25 protein-coding genes and 2 tRNA genes are annotated in these 26,377 nt (G+C 66.8%); 16 read left to right on the top strand and 11 right to left on the bottom strand.

Features of this window, described 5'->3' with window-relative positions:
- Positions 1–111: 111 nt before the first annotated feature.
- The 5 genes from EPO34_02570 to EPO34_02590 form a co-directional block, all read right to left on the bottom strand.
- On the bottom strand, positions 112–471 hold the full coding sequence (locus tag EPO34_02570; GenBank protein ID TAK04019.1) for a YraN family protein: 360 nt from the start codon (positions 469–471) through the stop codon (positions 112–114).
- Between the two features lie 151 nt (positions 472–622).
- Entirely contained in the window at positions 623–1,027 is a 405-nt protein-coding gene (locus EPO34_02575; GenBank protein TAK04020.1) for a hypothetical protein, read from the bottom strand.
- Between the two features lie 41 nt (positions 1,028–1,068).
- On the bottom strand, positions 1,069–1,620 hold the full coding sequence (locus EPO34_02580) for a methyltransferase domain-containing protein (protein ID TAK04021.1): 552 nt from the start codon (positions 1,618–1,620) through the stop codon (positions 1,069–1,071).
- Positions 1,621–1,623: 3 nt separating this feature from the next.
- The gene (locus EPO34_02585; GenBank protein TAK04022.1) at positions 1,624–1,872 is read right to left on the bottom strand and encodes a hypothetical protein; all 249 of its coding nucleotides are present in this window, start codon (positions 1,870–1,872) and stop codon (positions 1,624–1,626) included.
- A gap of 50 nt (positions 1,873–1,922) precedes the next feature.
- Positions 1,923–1,999 (bottom strand) — tRNA-Val (locus EPO34_02590).
- 91 nt (positions 2,000–2,090) lie between these two features.
- Here EPO34_02590 and EPO34_02595 point away from each other — a divergent pair.
- Both EPO34_02595 and EPO34_02600 read left to right on the top strand, forming a co-directional pair.
- Positions 2,091–2,480 carry a hypothetical protein gene (locus tag EPO34_02595; GenBank protein TAK04023.1) on the top strand — a complete coding sequence of 130 codons (390 nt, stop codon included), beginning with the start codon at positions 2,091–2,093 and terminating at the stop codon, positions 2,478–2,480.
- A 111-nt stretch (positions 2,481–2,591) separates the two neighbouring features.
- Positions 2,592–2,677 (top strand) — tRNA-Leu (locus EPO34_02600).
- Between the two features lie 139 nt (positions 2,678–2,816).
- Here EPO34_02600 and EPO34_02605 read toward each other — a convergent pair.
- Together EPO34_02605 and EPO34_02610 are read right to left on the bottom strand one after the other, a co-directional pair.
- Positions 2,817–7,781 carry a hypothetical protein gene (locus EPO34_02605; protein TAK04024.1) on the bottom strand — a complete coding sequence of 1,655 codons (4,965 nt, stop codon included), beginning with the start codon at positions 7,779–7,781 and terminating at the stop codon, positions 2,817–2,819.
- Entirely contained in the window at positions 7,782–8,369 is a 588-nt protein-coding gene (locus EPO34_02610; GenBank protein ID TAK04025.1) for a hypothetical protein, read from the bottom strand.
- A 189-nt stretch (positions 8,370–8,558) separates the two neighbouring features.
- Here EPO34_02610 and EPO34_02615 point away from each other — a divergent pair, with 189 nt between their 5' ends.
- From EPO34_02615 to EPO34_02625, 3 genes are all read left to right on the top strand, one after another.
- Complete coding sequence (locus tag EPO34_02615) at positions 8,559–9,533, top strand: hypothetical protein (GenBank protein ID TAK04026.1); 975 nt, start codon at positions 8,559–8,561, stop codon at positions 9,531–9,533.
- Between the two features lie 149 nt (positions 9,534–9,682).
- A complete protein-coding gene (locus tag EPO34_02620; protein ID TAK04027.1) occupies positions 9,683–10,447 on the top strand; it encodes a hypothetical protein in 765 nt (254 codons plus the stop codon).
- Positions 10,444–11,019 carry a hypothetical protein gene (locus tag EPO34_02625; GenBank protein ID TAK04028.1) on the top strand — a complete coding sequence of 192 codons (576 nt, stop codon included), beginning with the start codon at positions 10,444–10,446 and terminating at the stop codon, positions 11,017–11,019. The genes EPO34_02620 and EPO34_02625 overlap by 4 nt, the downstream gene beginning before the upstream one ends.
- A 56-nt stretch (positions 11,020–11,075) precedes the next feature.
- Here the strand turns inward: EPO34_02625 and EPO34_02630 are convergent, their stop codons facing one another.
- From EPO34_02630 to EPO34_02640, 3 genes are all read right to left on the bottom strand, one after another.
- Positions 11,076–12,398, bottom strand: coding sequence for a hypothetical protein (locus tag EPO34_02630; protein TAK04029.1), 1,323 nt, complete (start codon positions 12,396–12,398; stop codon positions 11,076–11,078).
- Between the two features lie 537 nt (positions 12,399–12,935).
- Positions 12,936–14,312, bottom strand: coding sequence for a hypothetical protein (locus EPO34_02635; protein ID TAK04311.1), 1,377 nt, complete (start codon positions 14,310–14,312; stop codon positions 12,936–12,938).
- Positions 14,313–14,331: 19 nt separating this feature from the next.
- On the bottom strand, positions 14,332–14,694 hold the full coding sequence (locus tag EPO34_02640; GenBank protein ID TAK04030.1) for a hypothetical protein: 363 nt from the start codon (positions 14,692–14,694) through the stop codon (positions 14,332–14,334).
- Between the two features lie 280 nt (positions 14,695–14,974).
- On the opposite strand from EPO34_02640, the gene EPO34_02645 reads away from it, so the two are divergent.
- The 3 genes from EPO34_02645 (at position 14,975) to EPO34_02655 (ending at position 17,513) form a co-directional block, all read left to right on the top strand.
- The gene (locus EPO34_02645; protein TAK04031.1) at positions 14,975–15,373 is read left to right on the top strand and encodes an XRE family transcriptional regulator; all 399 of its coding nucleotides are present in this window, start codon (positions 14,975–14,977) and stop codon (positions 15,371–15,373) included.
- Between the two features lie 61 nt (positions 15,374–15,434).
- The gene (locus EPO34_02650; GenBank protein ID TAK04032.1) at positions 15,435–16,130 is read left to right on the top strand and encodes a hypothetical protein; all 696 of its coding nucleotides are present in this window, start codon (positions 15,435–15,437) and stop codon (positions 16,128–16,130) included.
- Positions 16,131–16,376: 246 nt separating this feature from the next.
- Positions 16,377–17,513 (top strand): IS4 family transposase, encoded by a 1,137-nt coding sequence (locus EPO34_02655; GenBank protein TAK04312.1) that lies wholly within the window; start codon positions 16,377–16,379, stop codon positions 17,511–17,513.
- Positions 17,514–17,642: 129 nt separating this feature from the next.
- Here EPO34_02655 and EPO34_02660 read toward each other — a convergent pair whose 3' ends face one another.
- Positions 17,643–18,164: a hypothetical protein gene (locus EPO34_02660; protein ID TAK04033.1), complete on the bottom strand. Its 522-nt coding sequence runs from the start codon at positions 18,162–18,164 to the stop codon at positions 17,643–17,645.
- Between the two features lie 489 nt (positions 18,165–18,653).
- Between EPO34_02660 and EPO34_02665 the strand changes: the two genes are divergently transcribed.
- The 8 genes from EPO34_02665 to EPO34_02700 all read left to right on the top strand — a co-directional run bounded on the left by EPO34_02665 (position 18,654) and on the right by EPO34_02700 (position 26,228).
- Positions 18,654–19,070, top strand: coding sequence for a hypothetical protein (locus EPO34_02665; protein ID TAK04034.1), 417 nt, complete (start codon positions 18,654–18,656; stop codon positions 19,068–19,070).
- A 90-nt stretch (positions 19,071–19,160) separates the two neighbouring features.
- Positions 19,161–21,104 (top strand): hypothetical protein, encoded by a 1,944-nt coding sequence (locus EPO34_02670; GenBank protein ID TAK04035.1) that lies wholly within the window; start codon positions 19,161–19,163, stop codon positions 21,102–21,104.
- Positions 21,053–21,556 carry a hypothetical protein gene (locus tag EPO34_02675; GenBank protein ID TAK04036.1) on the top strand — a complete coding sequence of 168 codons (504 nt, stop codon included), beginning with the start codon at positions 21,053–21,055 and terminating at the stop codon, positions 21,554–21,556. The genes EPO34_02670 and EPO34_02675 overlap by 52 nt, the downstream gene beginning before the upstream one ends.
- Positions 21,549–22,964: a hypothetical protein gene (locus EPO34_02680; protein TAK04037.1), complete on the top strand. Its 1,416-nt coding sequence runs from the start codon at positions 21,549–21,551 to the stop codon at positions 22,962–22,964. The genes EPO34_02675 and EPO34_02680 overlap by 8 nt, the downstream gene beginning before the upstream one ends.
- Positions 22,961–23,308: a hypothetical protein gene (locus tag EPO34_02685; protein TAK04038.1), complete on the top strand. Its 348-nt coding sequence runs from the start codon at positions 22,961–22,963 to the stop codon at positions 23,306–23,308. Before EPO34_02680 ends, EPO34_02685 begins: the two co-directional genes overlap by 4 nt.
- Positions 23,251–24,222 carry a hypothetical protein gene (locus EPO34_02690; protein TAK04039.1) on the top strand — a complete coding sequence of 324 codons (972 nt, stop codon included), beginning with the start codon at positions 23,251–23,253 and terminating at the stop codon, positions 24,220–24,222. The genes EPO34_02685 and EPO34_02690 overlap by 58 nt, the downstream gene beginning before the upstream one ends.
- Positions 24,223–24,795: 573 nt before the next feature.
- Entirely contained in the window at positions 24,796–25,032 is a 237-nt protein-coding gene (locus EPO34_02695; protein TAK04040.1) for a DNA-binding protein, read from the top strand.
- Positions 25,029–26,228 (top strand): site-specific integrase, encoded by a 1,200-nt coding sequence (locus EPO34_02700; GenBank protein TAK04041.1) that lies wholly within the window; start codon positions 25,029–25,031, stop codon positions 26,226–26,228. Before EPO34_02695 ends, EPO34_02700 begins: the two co-directional genes overlap by 4 nt.
- The last annotated feature ends 149 nt before the right edge of the window (positions 26,229–26,377 follow it).

Here is a 26,377-nt window from a genome sequence, read left to right on the forward strand (position 1 = left end):
GCCTCAGGCGGACAAGGCATCAGCGCTGAAGCCTTATCGCCTGCGGCCTTAATCGCCTTTTTTTAACAGTCGAACCCGTCGCATGCGACAGGTTCCAGTGCACGAAGGCTATCACCCTGCGCCCGGACTGTCAATCGACGGAAAATGGGTGATGGCCCCGCTCGGGTCGATCGCGATCACGTCGAGCCGCCACGGCCTGGCCTCCAAGGCCTTCGCCGAGACGTACGCCTCAGCGCTCAAGCGCATGGTCAGGAACTTCTTGCGGGTGATAGCTTCCTCCGGCGCGCCGAACCTCGCGCTGCGCCTGGTCTTCACTTCCACGAACACGAGCTCCGGCCCGTCCTCGCACACGAGGTCGATCTCCCCGAACGGCGTGCGCGCCTGGCGCGCGACCATGGCGAGGCCCTTTGCGCGCAGGAACCGTTCCGCCGCACGCTCCCCCGCGTTGCCCAGCTGCCTTCGAGGATCCATAGGCGAAAACTTGAAACATGAAAACTTGAAATCTTGAAAGGACACGTGAAAACGTTTGAAGAACGAAATGGCTAAAACCGTTTCGTCCTTGTTCCATTCGTCCTTTCACGTCTCCATTGGTACTTCAAGTTTTCACGTTTCAAGTTTTTATTCACGGCAGGTATTTCTCCTTCTCGCGACGCAGGCGTTCGGCTTCGCGCGCCTTCGGCGCCACGCGCAGCGCCTGCCAGGCGATCGCGCAGGCCCACAAGAGGGCGCCGAGGACGAGCGCGGCGTACCAGAACCGGTCGCCGAGGAATCGGACGTTCTCGTAGCTCAGGAACGCGAGCACGAGCCCGACGATCCCGCAGGTGGAAAGCAGGCGGCCGACGCGGCGCAAGGCGCGCATGGCGTGGCGGTCGTACGAAGAGCGGGACGCGACCACGCGTACCACGACTCCCGAGACGACGCACAGGGCGAGGAGGCCGAGCAAAATCCGCCCGGCGACCGAAGAGATGTCCGGCGCGGCGCCGAACCAGAAGGAGACGGAAAAAAACGACTTGAGGAAAGAAATCATAGCGCCCAAAGAATGACAGCCGCGGCCGGAAACGTCAACGGTTATGCCGCCTTGAACACGAGGCCCCAATGGTGCGGGCCGGCGCGGAACGACTTGTGCTGCACGAACCCGGCGGACGTGACGATCGGGACGAGCTCCTCGGCGCTCAGGCGCCTCGCGGCGGGCGGGCCGAACGAGGCGCCGGCCTTGTCCCAATCCACCACGAGGAAGGTGCCGCCACGCTTGAGCACGCGCTTCACCTCCTTGAGCACGTCCGGGCTCTTCTTGATGAGCGAGGCGATGTTCACGATGGACAGCAGGTCGGCGGCGGCGTCCGGGATGGATACGCCGTGCAGCCGTTCGATGTCGCCCCACACCGTGGTCACGTTGCTCATCCCCTCGAGCTTCATCCGGCTCTCCACGCCGGCGAGCGCGCCCTTCAGGATGTCCACGGCCCACACGCGGCCGTCCTTCCCCACCATCTCCGAGGCCGGGAACACGAAATGCCCGAGCGTGCCCGCGCCGAAGTCGGCGTACGAGGCGCCGACGGACAACCCCGCCTCGGCAAGGACGGCTTTCGGGTCGAGGAGCGCACAGCCGGTGGAGAGTTTCATAGGTCAGCGGACGAACACGCGGGCGAGCGAGGTAAGCATGTCGGAAACGATGTTGGTGGCGATGAAGATGCCGAGGAAGGCGACCGCGAGGCCGATCAGCTTGAGGAACAGCCGGGTCTGCCCCACCCCGATCCTCTGCTCGGCGAAATCGATGGTGCCGGTCCAGGTGAACACGACCTCGGTCTTCCACACGAGGAGAAACCCGAGAAAAGCCACGACGAGGCCGAGCGGGATGCGCGCGATCGGGGACATAGATGGCGGAAGTATACCACAAACCCCCCGTCGGCCTGACAGGGGGTTTCGGGTGGGCGCTGTAGGGATCGAACCTACGACCTTCTCGGTGTAAACGAGACGCTCTGACCAGCTGAGCTAAGCGCCCGGGTTGACGAGGGCGTTTCCGAAGGGTATCTTAGCCGACGCGTCGCTTCAAGGAAGCGCGCGCATCACCCTACACGCAGCGGAGAAGCACGATGCTCACCAGCAGGGTCCTGAACCGAGAACCGGCCATCAACGAGAAGAACGTCCTGGAAGCCCTCAGGAACGGGGCGATGGACCGGGACAGGCTGTTCGTCCGCCTTGATGCGGCCTACCCGAACAAGAAGCCGAACAGGGACGGCATCCGCGGCGGCCGCCTCCATGACATGCTCGAACGCATGGAGCGCGGGGGACAGATCGCCGTCACGCGCGTCGAAGCCGCGGGCTACGGGTCGAAGCCGTGCGTCTTCTACTCCCTCCCGCCGGTCGTCGAGCAAAAGAACGCGACCGAGATGGACCCGTCGCCCGTCGGCATGCCGACGGCCGATGTCGCGTTCCTCCCGCCACAGGTCCCGCCGGCCCTCATGCCGTCCCACGGGACCTGATCCCTCCTTCCCCGTCGACGGGAAACGCCTGACCTGCCCCGTGCAGGTCTTTTTCATCCGTCCATGCTTGCCAAACGGCGGGTCGGCTGTTATCCTGCCGGCACCAATTTCGCGGACGTGGCGGAATGGTATACGCACTAGCTTGAGGTGCTAGCGCCCGCAAGGGCTTGAGAGTTCGACTCTCTCCGTCCGCACCATCGACGACATCCTTGAACCGAGGAAACACGAGGAAAACCGACCATTCGTGGCCGGTTTTCTCGTTGCTGCAGGGTGCAAGGACGCGAACGTCATTTGCGACCTGTGGATAAATCACGATGGTACGTCTGGGCGGCCGCTTCATCTATAGACAGCGGCTGATCCCTGGTTTGCATTGCCTCCGACATCGTCGAGGTCAGCACCCACGATAAGTGTCTCCGCCGATTCTGATACCGAAACGCCAAAGTGATCGATCGTGGCGCCGTCAGCGGCGCTGAACTTCTGGGCCTGATTCCAGGTCGATCCGGCACGGACGAATACGTACGCGGAACCCTGGTCGACGTTCGCGCCGACGGTATCTCGCTGGGCGCCAACGGCGACGACGTCGCCCGAGATGCTCACGGAAATCCCGAAGTCAGCGTTCGTGGAGCCATCCGAGGCAACGAGCTTCTGCTGCTCGGTCCAAACAGAACCGCTGCGGACGAACACGTAGGCGCTACCCTGGTTCAGGTTGCTTCCGACGTCGTCTCGGTTCGCGCCGACGACGACCGAATTTCCGGAGATGCCGACGGAGATGCCGAAGACGTCGTTCCCGGCCGCGTCGCTCGCGACGAGCTTCTGCTGCTGATTCCAGGTCGAGCCGACGCGGAGGAAGACGTACGCCGCGCCCGGCTGCCCGCGGCCGGCGATGTCCACCCCGTCGGCGCCCGCGACGACGGAGTCACCATCGATCGCGACGGACCGGCCGAGGAAGTCCGAGGCGACGCCGTCGCTCGCGATCAGCATCTGCTGCTGCGTCCACACCCCGCCGCTGCGCACGAACACGTACGCCGCGCCCTGCGCCGACCTGCCGGATACGGCATGGAAGAAGGACCCGACCACGATCGTGTTGCCAGAGATCGCCACGGCGCTGCCGAACTGATCGTCCGCGGCTCCGTCGGTTGCCACGAGCTTCTGTTGCTGCGTCCACACCCCGCCGCTGCGCACGAATACGTAGGCGCTTCCTTGTCCCGTGTTGCCGTTGACGGCGTCGAAGAAGGCGCCGACGACGGCGGTGTCCCCGGAGATCGACACGGCTTGCCCAAACTGCTCGCCCGAGCCGGGCGACGTGGCACCGTCTCCGGCGACGAGCTGCTGCTGCAGGGTCCACTGCGCCCCGTTGCGGATGAAGACGGACGCGGTGCCCTGGTTCGAGCTGCCGCCGACGTCGTCGCCGGGCGCACCGACGATCGCCGTTTCACCCGAGACGCTCACCGAATGCCCGAAGGCGTCGCTTGCGGCGCCGTCCGCGGCCGTGAAGGCCTGCTGAAGTCCGGTCGGGAAGATCGGCGCCTGGACACAGCCACCTGGCGGTGAGGTCGCGGCCCCGCTCGCCCAGAAGGCGCTCCCGTCGAAGGACACCGCCAAGCCGCCCGTCCAGTCGCAGCTCACGTCGAAGCCGGTCCACCAGAAGTCGGCGGTCTGGGCGAGGTCGGCCTCGGCGACCATGTAGTGGGAGGCCGACAACACGTCGCTTGGCTCGCAGCGACGGAAGTTGAATCGCCAGGGAAGGCCGTTCGTACAGCTGGCGCACTCGTTCGGGAACGGCGCGTCTCCGACAGGCAGGTCGGGGAGCAGGTACTCGACCCAGCCGTCTCCGTCGCTGTCGTCCACCGGGATCTCCTGCCCGCTCTCTGCGATCCCTTGCGCCCATCCGATGACGCATAGGTCGCTTCCCGCGACGAGGTTCGAGAGCGCCGTGCCGTCGTGGAGCTGAAACGCGCTCGGGTCGAGGAGCACCACGCGGCTGTCGAGCGAATCGAGGCGCAATGGGGGAAGCGGCAGGCACGTGCCCGCCAGGCATTCCTCGTTGTACGCGCATGAGCCGCATGAGCCCCCGCACCCGTCGGAACCGCACGTGCCCGCACACTGCGGCGTGCATGTGTCGACCATGAAGGAGCAAGACGATCCAAGCCCTGGCGACTCCGTCGGGTCATCGACGAGCGTGATCGGTCGCTCGTCGCTGTCGAGCACCACGAGCTCCGCGGCGCAGGCCGAAACGTCGGCCGGCGTCGGACAGAACCAGGCGTCGCTCGACGCGACGGTCGCTCGAAGGTCGAAGCGCAAACCTTCGCCCTGAGGCGGCGTGAGCAGGCATGCGTCCTGCGACCCGCTCGTCGAGCACATCGAGACCCACGGACCGACGGGCTGTCCGGTGGCGAGGTCGAAACGCTGCGCGAGCAGCTCGAGGCCCGTGACGGAGGGCCCGAGGCAGCGGTAGATGGCGTAGACGTCTCCGCCGGCGATGTCGCAGTAGTCGAGGTTCGCCCAGCAGTCCGGATCCTGGCAGTCGATCCACCCGTCGCCGTCGTCGTCGACCGCGTCGAAGCAGGATTCCGCGCAGACGCCCTCGTCCACGAGCGCGTCGCAGTCGTTGTCGATCGTGTCGCAGCGCTCCAGGGCGCCCGGGTTGACCAGCGGATCGCCGTCCCCGCAGTCGCCGGCGGCGCACGCCGCGCCGTCGAGCCGCGTCATCGTGAGGTCGCAGTACCCATCCCCGTCGCTGTCGCAGAACTCGTCGACGTTCCCGTCGCAGTCGTTGTCCTGGCCGTCGCACACCTCGCTCGACTCGATGCACGGGCCGACGCAGCCCGGCTCGCCGACGAACAAGCAGCAGCGACGCTGCGCGGGGTGGCAGCCGACGTCGCCGCAGTACGTGAGCTGAAAGTCGTTCCACTGGCACTGGCCGTCGAAGCAGCCGCCGGGCTCGTACACCTTGAGCTGGGTTTCGCCGTAGCACTCGGAGGGAGGGATGGTGTCGCAGGCGTCGGGCTCCCCGCAGGGGTCGCCGCAGTTGTCACTGCCGCAGATGGCGTTGCGGGCGGCGCAGTCGGACACGCAGTCGGGAACGCACACGGCGGTCGTAGAGCTGGTATTCTCGCAGTGCTCGCCGAAGCCACACGGTGGCGGAAAGATGTAGAGCCCTTCCCCGTTCTCGTCGAGTACCCAAGGGTGAACGGTGTCGCCTGGGTTCGGCGCCCAGCACTGCACGACGTCGGGCGTCGTGCAGATGGGGACACCAGCGCAGTCAGGATCGGCGCAGCCGATGAGGCCGTCGGCATCTTCGTCGGTCTGGGCGCCAGTGCACTGCTGGTCGACCGCAGGACACCCATCGACACAATCCTCCGGGGACGATGAGCAGTCCTCGGTCACCGTGGAGCAGACTCCATCGCCTCGGACGGGGCCGAAAGGTGGGTTGGAGCAGAGCGCGAGCACCTGTTGGCAATCGGCGCTCGACGCGAGCGTGGCGCAGTCGCTCGTGCTCTGATTCTGGGGGTTCGCATACAGATGAATGCGGACGCGTCCGTCGAACCCCGGCAGACTCCTCGTGGCTTCCCACCACATGAAACCGCGCGAGAAGTACTGGCATGGATGGCTCGAAGGACAGAGCGGCTGGGACGCTGGCGCGCTCGGCGCCAGCTTGCGTTCGTCCGCGTCGCTACCAGCGATATGCTCCTCGGACTCGGGAGCACCGAGCTTCGTCGGGCCGCCGGTCGGGTCGTCGTCAACCGGATCTTCCCCGTCGGCCATCAAGCACTTGAACGCGCCCCAGAACCCGCACCTTATCTGATGAACCGCGGTCTTGTTGTCGCGAAGGATGAGCGCACTGTCACGCGATCCCGGGCAGAGATCGTTGGGTGCGATGAAATCCTGGATCCAGACGCGTGGAGTGCCGGACTCGGGCCAGGGATGAACGGGATCGAGCGCGTCGCCGAGCTCCGCCGGACGGTCGATCCCGTCGACATCCCGACCTTCGATGTATCGCTCGACGAACGCGTATGAGTCGACATCGACGATGCCGTCTTGATCGAACGGTCGCCAGACTGCGGCGGTGGAACTTGTGCCTTCGAGCTGAACCCATCCAGGCCCGCATCGATCGCAGTAGGGATACTCATGCGCGGTAACCGCGTTGCCGTCCCACAGGAGGAAGCCGCGGTGGAAGTCTTGACGAGCGCCGTTCTCGAAGGAGTACTCGTCGGTGATCGGCAGGCCGAGCGTTTCCTCGGGGTTCTCTCCGAATGCGCACTGCGGCCCAGAGCCGGAGCAGGAACGGTAGAACTCACCGAATCCAAGTTTCAGGATTACTGCGCGATGTGCACCACCGAGGGCGTCGAAAACGATATCAACGCTGCCATTCAGCAGATCGGGCGCAGCGCCGTGATCGAACCTGTAGAAGTTCCTTGCCACACCACTCGGTCCGAACGAAGAAGCCACCACAGGCACCGCACTAGATCGAGCCCATGCTTCATAGGGGTGGGCCCACGTTGCTGGGACCAGGGTCGTCCCCGTGAGTGAAACACCGAGCCTGACGACGGCGTCACGCATCTTCGCGTCGTTCCATGACCTCAACCGCTGTGCTCGGTTGATGCAGCCCTCATCGACGCCGATGGGCTCAACAAGCTCCGCGCTGCCGTCCGCGTTGGTGTCGGCGCTGAGTTCGACACCAAGATACTCCGAGCAGATCTGAGTATCCTTCTGGTGATCGAAATGAAGATGTGGCGCGAAACAGTCGTCGTAAGAAAGAGCGCCCGGACGACAATCACAATCTGCTAGACGGCCTGCACCGCCAAGGTATCCGACAACATCCCCTGCCGCAAGCAGGTTCCCCTTGCGAACTTCAACGGAGGACATGTGGGCAAATCGCGCGTACGTCCCTCCGTCGCCACAGCTATCGACATCCTCGTTCCCGTATCTAACCACTACGATCCGGCCATAACAACTCGACGCCTTCTCCGCACGACAAACAACACCGTCCTGTGGCGTTACGATGGGAATCCCTTCATCATTATAGCCTTCAAACGACGTGCAAGCTGACGCCGAGACGTTGGGGTAGGTAGCCGCGTATCGTACCCAATCGATCCAGTTGAGATCCCAGGCGGCCTCATGTGCATGACTTGTTCCGCCACACCATCCGCGAGCCAACCACACCGCCTCGCCGCCGATAATCGGCATCGCAGCGTCGAGCGAGTCGCTCGCACACCCGTCATCACGATCAGGGCAGGGTGTGGCCAGTATCCTTGTGGCGACAGACACCACGGAAAGAAACACGATAGTCTGCTGTTTCATTTATCTCTCGATCTCGAGGCTATCGACGATTCCATCACAGGCATCCGAAATTGGTTGCGCTTGGGCATCAGCCACCAGTTCCGAGCGGACTGTGTTTGAGACCTCAATAACTGTCCGCGGATCAATGACAACGAATCTTTGCGCTAGAACCATGACGTTCTCGGTCTCCACTAGACGTCTAAATGCGACATTGCCTCGCAATGTAGTGAAGGTGTTCTCGTCTCCTACGCCCGCGGGAAGGTCTCCATCGTCACGCAGAGAATTCGCGAACTCCTTCAGGTCCTCGTCCGTTCGTATTGCGAAGGGACTCTCGTACAGCTTCATCGCGCACAAGAGCTCATTCCACCGAGCGGTGTTCCCATCTGGGGAGGCGTGCCATACGTTGCTAATGGGTTCACGGACGCTCCAGCCGAGTGGTGTCGTGAAGCGGGCTGTAACTGCGCCACCGAGTGAGATTCTCTCAACCCCATCCGGGAGCGGCTGCACGGGCTCGTCGGTGCATCCAGCGCCTGCGAGTGCCACGACGAGCAGAGCTAGTGCGAGAGCCTTTGCGAGGTGTCGTCGATGTCCTGGTGTTTCGGTCGGCATAGTGCTGGTACCCTCGGTCAAGCCGTCGGGCGATGATAGCGCGGTCAGCGGATCCGCGTGGAGGCGCACCGACTTGCGTCCCGACTGCGCCGCCCAATTGATGAGGCGCAGTCCACAAGTCGGTGACGCTCGCACCCTCATGGTGCCCGACGTCGCCACTGCCGTCCAGACTACGGCGCCGTTGCATCTATGTGGCGAAGTTGGCAAGGCTTCCCGACGGCGCCCTGGCGCCCTTGGAGGCAGCGCATGCGCATCGACGAGGCGGCGCGGCTTTTCGTGGCCCACGTCCGGGATGAACGCCGATTCTCCCCGGCCACGGTAGTCAGCTATCGAGCCGAGCTACACCTGCTCGGCGTGTTCGCCGTGACTCGCGCCGTCGCCGATGTCGAGGGCGTCACGCACGTCCTGCTCGTCGAGTACCTCGGCTCCGGGGAGCCGCCCGTCGCCCCCTCGACCCGCAACCGCAAGCTCACGGTGCTGCGCAGCTTCTTCGCCTTCCTGGTGGATCAGAGGCTCGTCGCGGCGTCCCCCGCCCAGGACGTCCCCTTCGCCCGCGCCCCTCGGCGCGACGAGCCGAGCCTCTCGGCTCGCGACGTGGGCAAGCTCCTCGCCGTCCTCGCCAAGGAGGTCAGCTGGCGGGGCGTCCGTGACAGCTGCATCGTCCTCCTGCTCTTCCACACCGGGCTCCGGCTCTCGGAGATGCTCTCCCTCGACGTGGGCCAGGTCGACCTTGGCAACGCCCTCCTGCGCGAGGTGCGGCGCAAGGGAGGGCGCGAGCAGCCGCTTCCGCTCAACGCCGACGCCCTCTCGGCGCTCAAAGCGTGGCTGGAAGCCCGCAAGGGGCTTGTAATCGAGGGAGACGCCCTGTTCGTCTCACGCCTGGGCGGACGGCTGTCCAAGCGCGCCGTGCAAGGCCGGGTGAAGGAGGTCGGAGAGGCCGCAGGGGTCCCGTCCCTGCACCCCCACCTTCTGCGCCATAGCTTCGCCACCGAGGTGCTGGCCGCCGGTGGGAACCTCGAGGAGGTCCGGCGCCTGCTCGGGCACGCGAGCATCACGACGACGAGCCGGTACAGCCACCCGAGCGACGAGGCGCTCCGGCGCGCCGTGGACCGCCTCTCGACCCCACCCAGCCCGCCCAGGCGTCCTCCGCGGGGAGCGCGATGAGAGCGCGGCACGACCGTGCGCTGTCTCGCGCGCTTGACTTCCTCCCGCGTAGTCTAGATGCTTCTGCGCCGTCGGTCGGGCGGCGCGCCGCACCCACGGAACCGCGGGGGCGAGTTCTCGTCAAGGTGCCGCACGACCCAGGAGGAAAGATGAAGACACGCCATCGGATCGTTCAGGTTCTCGTCGCTGCGGCGACGCTCGTGGTGCTCGTGGCGTGCGGGACCATCAAGACCACGCGCGATCGGTACGCGGTCGTCCCGTACGACGAGAAGGAGTTCCGCCAGGAGAAGGACGGCCTCATCGTCGAGTTCAAGCCGGTGGATACCTACCCGCCCGAGCTCATCGTGAACCTCGCCTCGTGCTCCGAGACGTACCAGCAGCAGATGCAGCGCCAGAAGACCGGCGGGGAGGCGCCGCGCGAAGACGTGCTCATCCTCGATCCCCGTCGCGGCGAGTACTTCTCGCGCGTGACGGTCACCAACACGAGCGACCACGTCGTGCGCATGACCACCGGCGTCTTCAAGCTCTTCGACCCGGCGAACAACGCCAACGACGCCATGACCAAGGACGACATCGTCGCGTCCATCGAAGGGGCGCGCTCATGCGCCAACACCGCCGAGGCGACGGCCAAGGCGCGCAACATCAAGCTGTTCGACCGCGCCGTGGAGTTGGTGCCCAACAGCAGCTTCTCGGGCTGGATCGTGTTCAAGGTCGCGCCCGAGATCATGTCGACGCCGGGCACATGGAAGGTCGCGCTGTATGAGCTGCCCATCGCCGTCGACGACGCCGGCAAGGTCACGAAGACGACTCGCTTCGAGATCCGCTCCATCTCGAAGAAGTTCGTCGACCGTTACGAGCAGGCCAACATGTTCGCCGCGCCACAGCTCGTCGGCACCGACGAGGTGACGCAATGAGGCCGGCGACCGAGCGGGCCACGCTCGCGTTCGCCCTTTGTGCACTGAGTGCGTGCGTCCCGACGCCGTCAAGCGGTGAGGGTGAAGGCGAGGGCGAGGGTGAAGGCGGGACTGGCGGAACAGGCCTGGCCCTTGGAGTAATCTGCATCAGTGCTGGCGGCGACGAGATCTGCCAGAATCAGGATGAGCTCATCGACCCAAGCATCAGCCGTTCCTCCGGTGGAGGGAACGTGTCGCTCTCCATCGAATTTGGCGACCCGTTCGATGGGCCCCTCAGCGCAGGCAGCTATGTATCGGGTCTGTATATCCTCGGCATTCCCGACGATGCTGAGGTGCCGTATGAATTCTTTGAGATTGGAAACGATGCACAGTGGTCAGTGTCGTGTGGTGCGTTGGCAACGAACAACCACAACAATAACCCAGAAGATGGACATATATATTCATATTCATCATCATCGTTTGAAGGTGATTTTCATATGACTGAAAATGGATATGATCCATTTTCAGGATCACTCGACGGGTGTCCGACTGTTGCGCCCGATCTGTCTGTTCGGTTCAATCTCATTCCGTAATGCGACGCGGCAGTCCAAGAAAAGTGCGCCACTTCGGGTGGCGCACGCGACGTTGACTACCGAACCGCCATTACCAGCCTCCCAGCCGCGCGCTCCAGCTCTTCGCGCACGGACATGTTCCAGGTCGGGACGAGATGCGCGGCTCTCGTGAGGGCATTCACGGCGTCGGCCAGCGTGTCGCCGGGCTCCTGCTTCCAGGCGTCGACGAGGGCGTTCACGACGGCGTCGCCGTCGCGTTCTCCGGGGACGACGACCTCCCTCGTCTCGACCCAGCGCTTGAACGTCGCCAACGGCTCGACCTTGAGCGTGCGGGCGTGGCCCCACGCGTCGAGGAAGAACCCGATCTTGGAGCGAGCCGCCTCGACGGCGACGGGGAGCGCGGCGCGGATGCGCTCGCGGTCGCCGCGGTGCACCTGGCTCGTGGTCTCGACGTCGCCCTCGGCCACGATGATGAGGTTGAGGCAGAGGTTTCGCAGTACGACAGCCGTGACGCGGATGCGCCCGCGTCCGGTGTCGTCGCACTCGAGCCTCACGCCGACGCGGAAGACGTCGCCTGCGGCGAGGTCGACGACATGCTCGGGCATCCACAGCGCCGTCGCCGTCAAACGTGCGTCCTCGTACAGCAGCTCGACGCGCGCATCGGCGAGCGCGGGCATCGCTGCCGTCACCACCTCATTCGCGTCGACGGAGGCGTACGTCGGCGTGACGACGGCGAAGGCCGACCTCCCACCGTCGTTCCGCCTGGTCCGGAGCACCACCGGCCGGGAGCTGCGCAGCTTGATCTGGGCGTTCACGTTCCTCGCGCGCAGCTCCGGCGTGCACAGCTCGGCGAGGTACTTGGCTCCCGCGCCGAACCCGAGGTGCTGGCAGAACGCCTGGAACGGCCGCGCTTCGAGGTTCATCGAGGCGCCGTCGGCGTAGCAGAGGCGGCCGTCGGGTTGGAGCCACAGCTCCTCGGGCTTCACGGTGATGTCGCTGCGCCTCTCGTTGCGGATCCGCTCGACGAGCGCAGCGGCGGCCATCGGGAAGAGCGGGAGCGCTTCGACCTGCTCGCGCTCGACGCGGAAGTTGCGGTCCCCGAGCTCGACGACGCGCGTACCGGGCGCGAACAGCGGCGGAGGCAGGGCGAACCCGCTGCCGACGAGTTGGCGCTCCTGCTCCTCGATGCGCTCCTTCGCGACGAGCGAGAGCTTGCCGGCGGCGGTCGTCGCGGGGGCGAGGAGCGCGACCGCCTCGGCCGCTTCCTCCTCGTCCTTCACCGACACCAGCGCAGCGGTCTGGTCGCCCGCCTCTCGTGCCTGCCAGTACGTGCGCATGGCATCGGCCTGCTGTTCATCCTGAATGAGCGTGGTCTCTCCAGCGATCGTGAGACTGAGCATGTCGTTCTCCTCGTTGCCGGCTTTGCTTCATGCAGAGACCGGAGGGCGCCCTCGACTCGGTTGGTCGTCGAGGTACGCCCTGCGATCTCCGTGACCGTCTCCCCCGCCGACGTAGCGGCCGTGCACCGCAACATCGGAGTCCGTCCCATCGCGCACGGCGACGGGAGCGGAGCAGCCACCTCGGGTCTCCGGGGGCCGCGGGGAGGGTCAGGCTTTGCAGCGAGAGCAGCGGGCGATACCGGTGCCGTCGACGGCGTGCTCGGCGTCGAGACGTCGGCGGCAGTCGCGGCAGCGGCCCGAGAGCATGCGCCGCACGCGGCGCCAGCGACGCATCCGCGCCTTCGCCGACGGGCGCTTCCTCGTCGTCATACGTTGCCGACCCGCTTGCAGCACCAGTAGCAGCGGGGCTTGCCAGCGACGGACTTGTACGGCCCGGTGATCTTCGCCTTGCACAGGCCGCACTTGGGTTTCGGCCGGTGGAACCGCTGGAATCCACGTCGGGGGGAGTACACGAAGCGCATATGGTCGGTGGTGAGGTCAGAACAAAGGCTGCTGATCGTCGTCGACGGCCGACGTGTGCCAGACGGGGCCGAGGAGCTTCGCCGGCTCCTTGATGTCCGCGGCCTCGGCGAGGAGTGCGAACCAGAACAGGCGGGAGGTCGCTCCAGGGAGCGCGGCGCGCGCCGCCGCCCGAAGGCGATCGAGCCTGGGCTTCGTCGTCGTGAGGGTCAGCACCCGGTGCGATGCGCATCCCCCGAAGGCGAGCGCCCGCGTTCGCCTGGAGCGCCAGTACGCGGCGTATCGGTCGGCCATCCTCTTGGGCGCCACCGTCCCCATGTCAATCTCGACGTCGAACGCGTGGGCTTGCCCGCCGTGCTGGAGCGTGACGGAGGCGTCGGGGACGACGCGGACGCGACTGGCGTTCCAGCCCTCGCTCGGGGCACGGAACTCGACCTCCTCGGGAACCTGCTTCCAGCAGAGGAGTCCCACGTCGCGCGCGAGGTCGCGGTCGAGCGTCGTGAGCGCGAGGCGGAGGTCGTTGCGGCGCAGCGTATGGTCGAGGAACAGGCCGCTGCGCCGCTCGGACTCGGACACCGTCCGGCGCTCCGCCTCGGGACGCGTCTGCTCGAGGGCGCGGGATCCCTTCCTCGAGAGCGCCCACACCGTGCAGCTGCGCCGGTCGTATGGCCGCACCGGCATGAACACCTTGGTGACGAGCGACGAGGCGTGCAGGCGACGCAACCGCGCGGACGCGGCCTCCTCGGTCGGGAACCAGAGCGTCGCGAGCTGCGGCGTGGTCGCGAAGCGGCATGCGCCCAGCGTCGAGAGCACGTCGAGGTCGCGTTCGGTCGTGAGCAGCGTGATGGGCTTGCTCATACGGGGAGGTTGGATTCGAGCCGGGCAAGCACCTGCTCTTCGAGGACGAGGACGCCGCAGAGCACGGCGAGGAACAGGCGCGAGTGGTACCGGTCCTTCCCGTTGCGCTCGCGGCTGCCGGCCTCTTCGTCGAGGCGCGAGGCGAGCTCCGGGAACAGCTCGATGGCCGCGTGCGCCACGGCGAGGTTCGTCGCGAGCCCGGCCTTGGCGCGCACCATGGCCTTCGCGCGGACGTGCTGCGCGAGGCGCTTCTCGATGGCGATGCCGCGCCGGCCCGCCTCGCTCTCGATGAGTGCCAGTTGGGCGTCCATGGTCGCGTTCGTGTCCTTGGGCTTCTGGGTGACGACGGCGATCGTGGTGACCCGTCCCTCGTCGAGGATCTCCCCGATCTGGGCGCCGAACTTTTGCTCGCGTCCCGACGCCGACGGGAGCTTGCGGACGTTCAGGACGAACTGGTCGAGGAGCCGCTCCGAGGTGACGAGAGCGAAGCCTACTTCCCGGCCGCTGGGTGCGATTGCCAGGCAAGTGGGCGTGCATGGCACGCGGCGCACGGGCCTCATACCGAGAGGCCGCCCTCCTCGTCGTACAGCACCTCCTCGAACGCGGCGGTGAGGTCGTGCAGCACCACGAGCGGCGCCATATGGAACGAGCAGACGGGTGTGAGCGCGTCCTCGACGAGCGCACCGGCAGCAGCGTCGACGGCGATGAGCACCACGCGGTTGGGCCATCGGGCCTCCAGCATGCCGGTGACGGCCTGGGCAAGACGCTCGATCGACGGCTGGTCACGCGGCGCGACGACGAGGAACACCTTGCCGCCGGCTGCGGAACTCCGGGAGAAGATGACGCGTTCTGCCGTGACAGCGATGACGAGGTCGACCTCCTCGCCTGTCGCGGTCGCCGGTGATGTCGTGGGTTTCATACCCCGACATCGTCCCAACGATCGCCAATCCCATTCAGGCGGTGCCGTATCGCCCCCGAGCTATGCGCCCCTGTGGATTGCCCCCTTGGATCCCCCTATCACTAAATTACTAATAGTCACCTGAGAGAGATGGCTGGAGAGGAATGGAGGGTGCAGGGAGGAAGGGGAGGAGAAAGGGAGAGACCGACAACTTCCTCGATCCACAGGCCGTCCGTCCGTCGATGGAAGATGGACACATCAGCGTGGACAACGTCCTCGACCGTTGGATGGGGCAGTCGCCATGCCGGGCCGCACCCACGGTCTGGGCACGGGTCCGAGGACGACAAGAAGACATGGCGTTGAAGCCATGTCCGTCATCCTCATCAACGCTCATGTTGCTGGTACGATATCGGCAACTAATCGTCGACGTATGTCACGAACAATCCGATATCGGAACGCCATCAAGTCCCTGCGGCTCCTGAAGAAGCTGCGCCAGCGCGACCTGGCAGAGCGTGCAGGCTGCGTCCAGGCCGACATCTCGAAGTATGAGCACGGACGCACGGTGCCAGACCTGCTCATGGCCATGAAGATCGCCACGGCGCTCGGTGCCCCCGTGGAGCGCGTGTTCTACGACGTGAGCGACGTGGCCGTCGCAGAGGTCGGCGAGAACATCCTTGGCGCGCAATCTCCTCCAGCCTGAGCAGGGAGGCCCATGCGGGGCACGCTGGATTACGTCGGCACTTCGTCGACGTGGAGGAGACATGAACCAGCCGCTCACCGTGAAGATCCCGATCAAGGACCGCGACGGCCGCGTCGTCGGCGAAAAGGAGGTCGCCACCTTCGCCGGCTTGCTCAACCGCGCCCATGAGGAAGGGCTCAAGCGCATCGAGACCAAGGTCGTGCAGTTTCCGCATCCGGACAACGGCGAGACGGCCGTCGTCGTGGCCGTGGTCGAGACCGCGAAGGGCACGTTCTCCGGCATCGGCGACGCGAACCCCGGCAACGTGAACCGACGCATCGCAAGCTGCCTCATCCGCATGGCAGAGACGCGAGCCAAGGCCCGCGCGTTGCGCGACGCCGTGAACGTCGGCGTGCTCGCCGCCGAAGAACTCGGCGACGACGGGGACGGCGCAGAGCCCCCACCCAGGCGCGCGAGCGGCCAAGCGCGTCAGCAGCCGCCGCGGACGTCGGCGAACGGGCACCGCGAGCGCGAGCTCGGCGACGACGGCAACCACTCGGGCAACGGCCGCGACGACCTGATGACCGTGCCCCAGCGGCGGATGCTGTACCGCCTCCTCTCCGAGCGCGGCTGCGAAGGCGAGGAGGCCACCGTGAAGCTGCGGGAGGCCGCGGGCGTCGAGTCGACCACGCAGATTTCGAAGTCGACGGCCAGCCGTCTCATCGAGCGGTACCAGAGCGAGCGTGACCGCCCGACAGAGAACGGTCACGCGAGGTGACCACCAGCAAGAGGACTCGTGGCGCTGAGCGATCCCCTCGTTTTTCGCGATTGCGTAGCCCGTGAGGATGCAACCGGTACGATGTCGGACAGGTCGACCCGAACCTCGGTGAGCGGGTAGCCTTGCATGGCCGTGACGATGGCACGTCGCACCGGCGCCATCGATCGGACGCCCGATCGATGCTTGCCACTGCGGCCCGTCGTATGCGGCGCCATGAAGAACCGCGCCCGCAAGAACGACAAGTCCGTGACCACGACCCAAGTCCACCAGTTCGTGCAGGGGATCCTCGAGGAGGATTTGCACGCTCGACGCGTCCTGTCGCTCGCGAACGCCGTGACCGGCGCCGTCCATGCGGCGGCGCTCTCGATCCACGCGATCGGTGCGGCGCTCGCGGCGGCGTCGGACCTCAACAAGAAGCACGCGGTCAAGCAGGTCGACCGCATGCTGAGCAACGCCGGGATCGCCATCGAGGAGCTCTTCCCTGTGTGGGTCGCGTTCGTGCTCGGAGTGCGCAAGAAGATTCGCATCGCGCTCGACTGGACCGACTTCGAAAAGGACGACCAGGTCACGCTGGCGGCGTATCTGATCACGGAACACCACCGCGCGACGCCGCTGGTCTGGAAGACCTACGCGAAGTCGACCCTCCGTGGAAACCAGTCGGACTACGAAGCGGAGTTCATCGACCTGCTGGACCGCGTGATTCCCGAAAGAGCCGAGGTCACGATCGTCGCTGACCGCGGCTTCGCCAGCGTCGAGCGCTACGGCCACCTCGACTTCCTGGGCTTCAAGTACGTCATCCGATTTCGCGGAGAGATCCAGGTGACGGACGCGGAAGGGACCACGCAGACCGGGAACCAGTGGGTGCCGCCCAAGGGGCGGGTGCGCCGAATCGAGGATGCGCGCGTGACGGCGGCCAAGGGCGTCGTGCCCGTCGTCATCTGCGTGAAGAAGGCGAAGATGAAGGACTCGTGGTGCTTGGCGACGAACCATGCGGAGCTGACGAGCGCCGAGATCATCAACTTGTACGGCCGGCGGTTCACGATCGAGGAGACGTTCCGCGACGTGAAGGACCAGCGCTTCGGCATGGGGCTCAGGGCGACGTCGATTCGCCAGCCCGAACGACGTGATCGCTTGTTGTTCGTCGCGGCGCTCGCGCACGCGCTTCTCAGCCTGCTCGGCGCGGCTGGGGAACGGCTGGGCCTCGACCGGATGTTGAAGGTGAACACGTCGAAGACGCGACAGCTCTCGCTCTATCGCCAGGGGCTCTTTTGGTATCAGGCGCTGCCGAACATGCGGGAGGAGCGCTTTGCCGCACTGATGACCGCCTATTCCGAGATTATTCAGGAGCATGCCGTCATGCGGAGAGTGTTCGGTGTTCTGTGATGGAAACGAGGGGATGGTTCAGCTCGTGGCGAGAACTCTCAGTGACGCAGGCGCACTGAGAACTGAGACCGCCTTGCCGCCTTGCTCGCCGACTTCCATTGGAGTCGGTTTTTCAGACAGAAGTCTGCTCTACTTCGTTTTCTTCTTTCCTGACTTCCCCCCTCTCGTTGGCGAAGAATCCTCCGTCTGCTTTTCAGCGGCCTTCCGGTCTGCAACCGCTAGGTGATGGAGGTGCTTCGCATAGCGTGCGAGCGCTTTCTCCTCGTCGACGTCGGTCTTCTCGGCCATGACCATGCCTTTTTGGGGATTGGTCAGACCAAAGCACCATAGCTCCCCGTCGACTTCGAGCCGCGCTGTGAACCGATGCCGGTAGATGCAGACCGCAACCGTGTTGCGACTGTTGGATAGCTGCTCCGCTAGATCGACAATCCGCATGCGGTGTCGCGGGGCCTTGATGAGGAGAGCAAGAATTCGTTTCGCTAACGGCTGCCCTGGCTCCCCACGCAGATAGCCGAGCGCCTCCTGCACCGCCCGAATCATCTTGTCGGTGACCTTGAGCTCGTCTCGCGACTTCGCGATGCGAGCCTCTATCTCAAGACGAAGCGCCAGCTGCTGATCCAGCTCTGCTTCGAGTTCCTCGATCGTCTTCACCGGGCGGAGTCTCTCTCAAGTCGCAAGGAAGCTCAATGACGAGACATCACACATGTATCCTACATGTAATATCCCATGTAATGTTTCTTGTTTGACAACATGACAGCATGGGCAGCGCAAGATGAAAAACGCGCCCAGGCGGGCGCGAAGGAGGGGAGGCAGCGAGTGATTAGTGACGGGGTCGACAGCCAGCGGTGGACGCCGCCCGGTTGCCCGGCCCGCCAACAAGCGCGGAGGACGCGCATGTCGAAGAGAGACCATCGGCCCCGTCGGCCACGGCCCAAGCAAAGGCCGTCGACGACAGGGGCCGAAGCAATCCCTCCCCAAGGTGCCTTGGGGCATGGATCCCGTCAAGACGACGTCGCCTCCAGAGCGCGAACGCTAGTCACATTTGATGAAGTCGCGCGGCTCCTGGAAGCGGCGCATCTGCCGACCTCGTCGGGCGCTCACGACAATGTGGCGCTCGCCGCAGCCTTCCTTGCGGAAGGCATGGCCCGGCTCATCGTCACAGTGATTACCCGTGCCGCTCGCTCGGGCCCGATGCCGCTCGACAATCCCCACGCTCTGCACCCCGCAGAGGAGCGCATGGTCGCCGGCGGCTATGCGTTCGATCTCCGCTCTGGCGTCGCATTCGCGCTCGACGGGTCGCGACCGCCCATCAAGTTGAAGCCGGCGATCCATCAGCTCCTCCGCTTCCTGTGGCTGCGCCCCTCGCGTGGGGCGACAAGCGCGGAGATTCACGATCACCTCCGCGCGCTCGGCGTGTACGGCGGAGACATTGAGAACGTGAGAAAGATCGTGGATCAGTTCCGGCGCGAACTTGGCCTTGGGCCTCGGGACGTCCTCGTCGGGCGCGCGGGGACCAAGGGCGGCGGATTCGACCTGGCTCCCGAGGACACGGCGTAGTCCCGAGGTGCGCACCCGATCCGGACGAGGTTTCTCTCGGGTGCTTCTGGATCGTGCGCGCGATGGATCTGTCTTCACCGGAGGCAGACCATGCAGCAGTACCGCAATCGCGCCGACATCCTGGAGGCGATCCTCCAGGCGCTCGCGTCCCTCGACAAGGCCGGACGCCTGGCCGTCGCCACCGCGCCGACCCCGAAGGCCGCACGCGCGGCCGTCGAAGGGATGGAGCGCGAGAAGCGCCGCGACAATCGCCGCAAGGGGATCGAGGTGCCCGCCGACCTTCCTCGCGAACAGCACGCCGGTTGGCGGGCCGAGGTCGAGGAAGCGCCGGAGCGCGGCACGAAGGGCAAGCAGGAGACGCCGGCGTTCATCGTCGAGGCACAGAAGGCCGCCGTCGCGGCCGAGACGCAGCTGACGGCGTTGGGCACGGACCTCGGCCAGGTCGACACCGCTCTCGCCTACGCGCAAGAGCGCCGCATCCTCGGACTGCGCCGCAGTCGCGTCGACGTCACCGCGCTCCTGAAGAAGCTGCGGCAGTACAAGCTCGTGAAATCCGTCGCCATCCTGCTCGAGCTCCTGCTCGGCCTCGCGGCGGTCGCCTCATACGAGGGGCTCCTCGACGTCTCTTCGGTCTCGGACGTCACCGCGGGGGAGTGGATCGAGACCATCCTGCTTGCCATTCCCGTCGACGGTGCGCTCGTGCTCGTCTCGTTCGGCCTTGCCTGGTGGCTGAAGAGGAAGGACATCACCAAGCCCACGGGCCTGCATGCCGCGGCGCTCCTCGGCGTCCTCGTCGTGCTCGTCGGCTGCCTCACGATCCTGCGGGTCGTCGCCGCCACGCCCGCCGACCATCTCGACGGCGCCGTGAGCGCGCTGGGAGCCATTGCCCTCACGATCCTGTCGGCCGCGGGCTCGGTCGCCACCGCGGTGGCCGTCGCGGTGACGAGCTTGCTCGCCGAACCCCTTCAGAAGGCGCTCGACGTGCACAACGCGCTGGTGCGCGACCTCGACGAGGACGTGGCGCAGGCGCACAGGCAGCATGCGCCGCCGCACGCGAAGGCGACCGAGCTGCAGGAGATTGTCGAGCGCCCCGCGCGCTGGACGCTCACGTTCAACGCGGCCGCCAAGGCATACGCGCTGCGCTCCCGCGACGACGAGGAGCAGGTGAAGTTGCTCGGCGACCAGGCGGAGTCGCTCTCCGCACGCGTGCTCGAGCTGTCGAGGCCCAGCCGCGAGGACCTGGTCCGCGACCTCGAGCAATACGAGATCGTCGACCGCGACAAGCATGGCGGCAACGGTGTCGCGAAGGGCATCGTGGCCGGGATCGCCGCATTCCTTCTCGCGCACGCCGCGGCGTGCCAGGAATCGGTGCCGCTGAACGCCGTGGTCATCTGCGACGCCACGGGCAAGCTGCCCGCATGCACGCCCTCGGTGCGCCAGGGCGTCGCTGCGCAGTGGGCGGGCACCGCCTTTGACCGTCCCGGCAGCGAGCTGCGCGTCATCCTCACCGCCGACACCTTCGAGAGCACCCGCTCCGTCGTCGTCGCTACCTCTCCCGAGCGCGAGAAGGGCGATCGCCGGCTCGCCCGCGTCCGATTCGTCCGCGAGGCCGTCGCGGACATGGGGAACCTCGACGTGCCCGGCGACGAGGGAGGCAGGAAGAACCGTTCCAACCTCGTCGCCGCCCTCGCGGTCGCGACGCTCGACGCCCGCGAGAAGCGCACGCCTCCCCAGCTCATCATCGCCACGGACGGCATGGTGGTCGTGGACCACGACAACGGCGAGCGGGATCCGACGGCATACGAGCGCATCGCCGGTCACCTCGGCGACATGGGCGTCGAGATCGACATGGGCCGGTTCGCGAGCGTCGTCGCCTGCGGTTTCCGCCGGGAGGGCTTGCCGCCCAGGCTCGTCGCCGCCCGGGACCGGTTCTGGGCGACGATCCTCGGTCGCTCGCCCAACGATCCTGTGCCCCCGTCCTCATGCGCAGGGCTGTTCAACGTGGGGAAGGGCGATCTGCGGGGGACGCCGTGAAGAACGCGCTCGTCGTCATCAGCAGCCTCATGGTCGCTGCGGCAATCGGCCTGCCGCTCGGCCAGCCCATGCGCCTGGTGGCACTCATGGCAGTGGTCGGGGGCGCGTTCGCCTTGGTCGTCAGCGCGAAGGAATGGAGCGGCAAGCTCTTCGCCGTCGGCATCGGCCTTGCCGTCTTCGGCACGTTCTGGGACGGGCTGTCGTTCCAGCTCCACCAGCTGGCCATGCTGGCGCTGCACGATCCGTCGGTGGTCGTCGTGCTCGTCATCATGGCTCTCGCCGCGCTCGCGCTCCTGCTCGCCAAGGCGTGGGCGCGTGGCACGCACGCCAAGGCGTCGACTCCGCGGGCCCGCGAGCGCGCGCGCCTCGTCGAACCGCACGACGGCCCTAGCCGGATTCCGTCAGCGAGCGCGCCTGACGATCTCGGGCTGTTCGGACCGCGGCATGACTGACGACCTCGTCCCCATCGGGTTCTCCTTCGACGGGGGGCCGTTCGTCCTCCCCATCGAGCGGGTGCTGCGCCACGCGCTGGTGACGGGCGCGACTGGCGCAGGGAAGACCGCCTTCGTCGTCGGCGCCGTGCTCTCGATCGCCAAGCGGTCGCCCTCGACCAGGTTCGTGCTCGTCGACCCCAAGGGAGAGCTGCTCGACACCATGCGGACGTTCGTGGGCGCCCTCGGGGAGCGGCCACCCTTCCTCGCCCGCCAGCTCCTGGTGATCGACCCGTTCGCTGCGGGGATGACGACGCCCATGAACCTGCTCGCGCCGGAGCCGGGGCTCGAGCGCTCGGTGCAGGCGAACGTGATCGTCTCCTCGCTCTGCGAGCTGTTCGACGGCGGGTTCGGCCCGCGCATGATGTCGGCGCTCACGACCTGCGTGCGCGCCGCCATCGAGGCCGGTGGCACCTTGCTCGACGTGCTCGAGCTGCTGCGCCGCCCCGCATACGGGGCACGCCTTGCCTCGCTCATCGCGGATGCGGAGGTGCGCCGCGCGGTCGTCGAGGACTTTCCGGAAGAGGCGGAGGCGACGCGGGCAGCGTTGCGTGCCCGACTCGAATGGCTGGTGTCGTCCAGGCCGCTGCGCGCCTGCCTGTGCGCCAAGGACGCCGCCACTGGCACCCAGATGCTCGAGCACGGCCTCACGCTGGTCTCCCTCGGCCCGCCAAGCGGGATGGGCGCCGCCGGAAAGGCGATGGCGGCGCTCATCATGGCCAAGATCTCGGCGGCGGTCTTCATGCGGGCGGTCGACCAGGCCGCAGACGTCCTCGTCGTCATCGACGAGGCGCCCGAGGTGCTGCGGCGCAGCGCCGCCGACGAGATGGAGCGCCTGCTCTCGATGGCCCGCTTCAAGCGAGTGGCCGTCTGGTCCCTTGCCCAGGGCATGCAGCAGGTCTCATCGTCGTCGGTGACCCTCGCGCGCTCGCTCGCGACCAACGCCTCGCTGCGAGCGTGCTTCCGCGGTTCGTCCCAGGACGTCGCCGACATCGCCCATGCCCTGCCGGTCACGGGCAGGATGCGCGACCCGCATCAAAGAGACCGGCTGCTGTCGGTCGCGCAAGAGCGTGCGCTTCTCGTCGAGCGTACCGTCTCGCTACCGCCCCGCTGCGCGCTGTTCGTCGAGGCCGGCGTCGGCGCGACCCTCCTGCGCACGCCGACGCTCCCGTTCGAGGAAGCGCGCGAACGGTTCGAGGCGCTGCCGGCGGCGGAGCGGGAGCGCGTGCGGTACGGGAGCAACTCCGTTCAAGTCGACGAGCTGCTGCGCACGGCAAAGCTCGCCGCATTGTCGGTCACCACGGCCACTGCGAGAGGTGCTCGGCCGGCAGCATCGACGAAGCACCGTCCGCGCCTGGTGCTGCCATGACCCGCGCCCTCGTCGCCGCCCTTGCCGACCTGCATGGCGGCGCCTTCGTCGCCGGCACGCTGGTGGTGGGCGCCCTGCTCCCCGTGGCAACCCTTATCGACGGGATCTGCATTCTCGTCCGGCTGCGTCGCCGTGCCCGCGTCCTTGCCGCTTCGCGTGCCCTCTGTCCTGCCGGCCACGAGGTCGACCTCGTCGGGGGCTGGCGATGCGAGGGCTGCGGCGCCGGCTTCGACGGGCACGGCCTTGATCGCTGCCCGTGCTGCGGTGCCGTGGCCGCCCGCGTCACATGCGCGTGCGGGCGGTACGTCGCGAATCCGCTCTTCGCCGACCTGGACGCGCCGTGAGAAAGCGCGAGCAACGCCAGGACCCCGGTGGCGCGCGCCTCATGCCCCGCGACCTGCGCGCGCTCGAGCTCGTGGCGCTGGCGCAGCCGGTCACCACCTCCCAGCTCGCCCGGTACCTGGGGATGAGCCTGCCCATGGCGCGCCGGCGCGTGCGCGCCCTGCGCGACCTCGCTCTCGTGAACGTCGCCGCGCCCCGGCTGGATGCGGAGAACAACGTCCTGCTCGCAAAGCGCGGGAGGCGCCTGCTCGTGGAGGAACGAGGCTTCGACATGGACGCCATCGCCGTCATGCGGGGGATCTCGAAGATCCACCTGGCCCACCACGCTGCCGGCGTCAGCTTCTTCGTGGGGCTCACGAACGCCTGCGAGCGCTCGACGAAGGTGTCTCTCGCGCGCTTCGCCTTCGAGGCCGAGCTGCGACGCCTCGCGGGCGGAAGCCCCGAAGTCCAGGTGCCCGATGCCGTCGCCGTCGTTCAAGGCCGCGGCGAGCGTCTTGCCCTCGCCATCGAGATCGACATGGGGAGCGAGAACCCGTCGTTCGTCGTCACCCGCAAGGCCCACCCGTACGCGCGGATGCATGCCTGCGGCGCGCCGCTCTTGGGCGAGGCGTGCTGGGTCGTCGCGTTCGTCGTGACGAGCGAGCGCCGTCGCAACCGCCTCGTCAGCGCGTTCCACGAGGCCGCGGTCCCCGAGGGGATCCTGTACCTCGCCGTCGGCCCAGGGCTCGACGAGCAGACGCTGCTCACCGACGGCTGGTGGACGACTCGCACGTCGCCGGACGGCGAGCATGCGCGGCTCGTTGAGGAGTCGCCTTTCGCGCCCGTGCTGACGGACCGTTCCGACCGTCGTCACGGCCAGGCGCCTGCGGACCTGATGGGTTCCGCGGGCTTGCCCGGTCGAGGGGTACGCGGATGACGCGCCCCCTCGCTCCCCATCATCACCCTCTTGCCGCCGTGCCTGTCGCGGTGGCGAACAACCTCGTGGAGGGGGCGACCAGGCACCTGCGGGTCGATTTCTTTCACGAGCCGTGGCCGGTCGGTGCGGGGTCGCCCGCTCCGGTCGTTAGCGCGCTTCGCGTGCCTTGTCCGATCCGCTCCGGCGGCGAGGACCGGCGCCGCGCCCGGGCTCCGTCGTCATCGACGGACGCCTTCGCCTGTCCGTCTGACGCGCACGTCTTCACGGACGTGCGCGCGGATGGCTGGCGTTCGCATGACGGTGGTGGGGAGCAAGTTCCAACGGCGTCAAAGGGTCGTACGCCGGCGCGCCCGCTCCTCCGCTCCCTCGCTGGCTCCTTCCTTTCCCGAAGCGCCCTGGTGCGATCCGCACGCTTCGTCGAGGAGGCCCCGGCGCCGAGCGGCACCATGCACGCCGTCGTCGACGGGCCGGCGCCATCCTCGTCGTCTGGAAGGCAGGGACGGGTACGCGAGCGCGCGGCGACAGGCGGGTGCTCCGCACCGGCCGGCCCACGGTTTTCGGTTGGGGCATTGCATGGCGACGGATGAACCGACCGATCTGCTCACGGGCGACGGTCTCCCGGCCGTCCTCACCGTCGACGAGGTCGCCGGCCTGCTGCGGGTGAACCGCAAGACGGTGTACGCGGCGGTCGCACAGGGGGCGATCCCTGGCGTGGTGCGCGTGGGCGGCACCATCCGCGTCTGCCGCGACGCCGTGCTAGCCTGGCTCGCAGGTGAAGGTCGCGTCTCGTCGTCACGGAGGGATCCATGACGGTGAGAAAAGAGAAGCGGCGCGACCCGGCGACGGGACGCGTCCGCGAGTTTTGGATGGTCGACGTCGACGTGGAGTTGCCCGACGGGAAGCGCACGCGGGTGCGCAAGGCTTCCCCGGTGCAGGCGAAGCGCGACGCCGAGCGATACGAGACGGAGCTGCGCCGGGCGATCCTCGACGGCAGCTACGGGAAGGAAGAGGAGGTCGAGAAGGTCGTGCCGCTCATCAAGGACTTCGTCCCCGCGTTCATCGAGGGCCACTGCCGCGCCGAGCAGCTGAAGCCCTCGACGATCGCCTCGGTGCGCCAGGTGCTCACGCACCGCATTGTGCCGAGGATCGGGGACAAGCGGCTCGACGAGGTGACAAGCAGCGACGTGCAGCGCATCAAGGCGGAGCTGTCGTCGCTCTCGAAGAAGACGGTGAACAACACGCTCGCGTGCCTGCGCGTGATGCTGCGCAAGGCAGCCGAGTGGGACGTCATCAAGGACGTCCCGTGCGCGATCAAGCTATTGAAGGTGCAGAAGGAGGAGATGAAGTTCCACGACTTCGACGACTACGAACGCCTCGTCGAGGCCGCGGGACGCGTGGACGCGCGAATCCAGCTCGCCATCCTGCTCGGCGGCGAGGCGGGGCTGCGCATGGGGGAGATCGCAGCGCTCGAATGGGGCCGCATCGTGTGGGCGAGGAACACGATCGTGGTCGCCGCCTCCGATTGGCGGGGACACGTGACGAAGACGAAGAGCGGCAAGGTCCGCGAGGTGCCGATGACGACGAGGCTCGCTGCCGCGCTCCGGGCGCACAGCAAGCTGCGTCGGCTCGACAACGACCTCGTGCTGATGCTCGACAACGGGAGGGCGTTTCATCGGGACGCTTTCCGCAAGGGCATCATGCGCGTGGAGCGACGGGCGGGGCTCGAAGTGACGGGAAGGGTCCATATCCTCCGTCACACGTTCTGCGCTCACCTCGCGATGCGCGGCGCGCCGGCGAAGGCGATCCAGGAGCTCGCCGGGCACGCCGACCTGTCGACCACGATGGGGTACATGCACCTGACGCCGTCGGCCCGCGCGGCGGCCATCGGCCTGCTCGAACGACGAGGACAACCGCAGGGTTACGGCAACCTGACGGCAATGGAAGGCACGAACGCAGAGGTTCTGGCGGTCGGCGAAAAGAAAACCCTCGGTTTCCCGAGGGCTTAGCAGGACGAAAAACTGGCGGAGCGGACGGGACTCGAAGACGAAACCGCTTACGCCCACAACATGGCGACGCGACGCGACTTCCACCCATTTCTCGTCGACGAATCGCAGAAAAGAGACGTCCATCCTGTGCCGCGCCGTGCCGTCCGATC

This window comes from Patescibacteria group bacterium (assembly GCA_004297215.1).
Classification (GTDB): Bacteria; Patescibacteriota; Patescibacteriia; order UBA9934; family GWF2-40-263; genus 2-01-FULL-63-20.

Coding starts and splice junctions, on each gene's coding strand:
- EPO34_02580 (TAK04021.1), bottom strand. CDS start 1,620: ATGAAACTCTCCACCGGCTGTGCGCTCCTCGACCCGAAAGCCGTCCTT.
- EPO34_02620 (TAK04027.1), top strand. CDS start 9,683: ATGAAGACACGCCATCGGATCGTTCAGGTTCTCGTCGCTGCGGCGACG.
- EPO34_02700 (TAK04041.1), top strand. CDS start 25,029: ATGACGGTGAGAAAAGAGAAGCGGCGCGACCCGGCGACGGGACGCGTC.
- EPO34_02625 (TAK04028.1), top strand. CDS start 10,444: ATGAGGCCGGCGACCGAGCGGGCCACGCTCGCGTTCGCCCTTTGTGCA.
- EPO34_02585 (TAK04022.1), bottom strand. CDS start 1,872: ATGTCCCCGATCGCGCGCATCCCGCTCGGCCTCGTCGTGGCTTTTCTC.
- EPO34_02645 (TAK04031.1), top strand. CDS start 14,975: ATGCCGGGCCGCACCCACGGTCTGGGCACGGGTCCGAGGACGACAAGA.
- EPO34_02690 (TAK04039.1), top strand. CDS start 23,251: ATGCGCGTGCGGGCGGTACGTCGCGAATCCGCTCTTCGCCGACCTGGA.
- EPO34_02685 (TAK04038.1), top strand. CDS start 22,961: ATGACCCGCGCCCTCGTCGCCGCCCTTGCCGACCTGCATGGCGGCGCC.
- EPO34_02695 (TAK04040.1), top strand. CDS start 24,796: ATGGCGACGGATGAACCGACCGATCTGCTCACGGGCGACGGTCTCCCG.
- EPO34_02675 (TAK04036.1), top strand. CDS start 21,053: ATGCGCAGGGCTGTTCAACGTGGGGAAGGGCGATCTGCGGGGGACGCC.
- EPO34_02570 (TAK04019.1), bottom strand. CDS start 471: ATGGATCCTCGAAGGCAGCTGGGCAACGCGGGGGAGCGTGCGGCGGAA.
- EPO34_02615 (TAK04026.1), top strand. CDS start 8,559: ATGTGGCGAAGTTGGCAAGGCTTCCCGACGGCGCCCTGGCGCCCTTGG.
- EPO34_02610 (TAK04025.1), bottom strand. CDS start 8,369: ATGCCGACCGAAACACCAGGACATCGACGACACCTCGCAAAGGCTCTC.
- EPO34_02595 (TAK04023.1), top strand. CDS start 2,091: ATGCTCACCAGCAGGGTCCTGAACCGAGAACCGGCCATCAACGAGAAG.
- EPO34_02640 (TAK04030.1), bottom strand. CDS start 14,694: ATGAAACCCACGACATCACCGGCGACCGCGACAGGCGAGGAGGTCGAC.
- EPO34_02575 (TAK04020.1), bottom strand. CDS start 1,027: ATGATTTCTTTCCTCAAGTCGTTTTTTTCCGTCTCCTTCTGGTTCGGC.
- EPO34_02605 (TAK04024.1), bottom strand. CDS start 7,781: ATGAAACAGCAGACTATCGTGTTTCTTTCCGTGGTGTCTGTCGCCACA.
- EPO34_02635 (TAK04311.1), bottom strand. CDS start 14,312: ATGCACGCCCACTTGCCTGGCAATCGCACCCAGCGGCCGGGAAGTAGG.
- EPO34_02650 (TAK04032.1), top strand. CDS start 15,435: ATGAACCAGCCGCTCACCGTGAAGATCCCGATCAAGGACCGCGACGGC.
- EPO34_02630 (TAK04029.1), bottom strand. CDS start 12,398: ATGCTCAGTCTCACGATCGCTGGAGAGACCACGCTCATTCAGGATGAA.
- EPO34_02665 (TAK04034.1), top strand. CDS start 18,654: ATGGCCCGGCTCATCGTCACAGTGATTACCCGTGCCGCTCGCTCGGGC.
- EPO34_02680 (TAK04037.1), top strand. CDS start 21,549: ATGACTGACGACCTCGTCCCCATCGGGTTCTCCTTCGACGGGGGGCCG.
- EPO34_02670 (TAK04035.1), top strand. CDS start 19,161: ATGCAGCAGTACCGCAATCGCGCCGACATCCTGGAGGCGATCCTCCAG.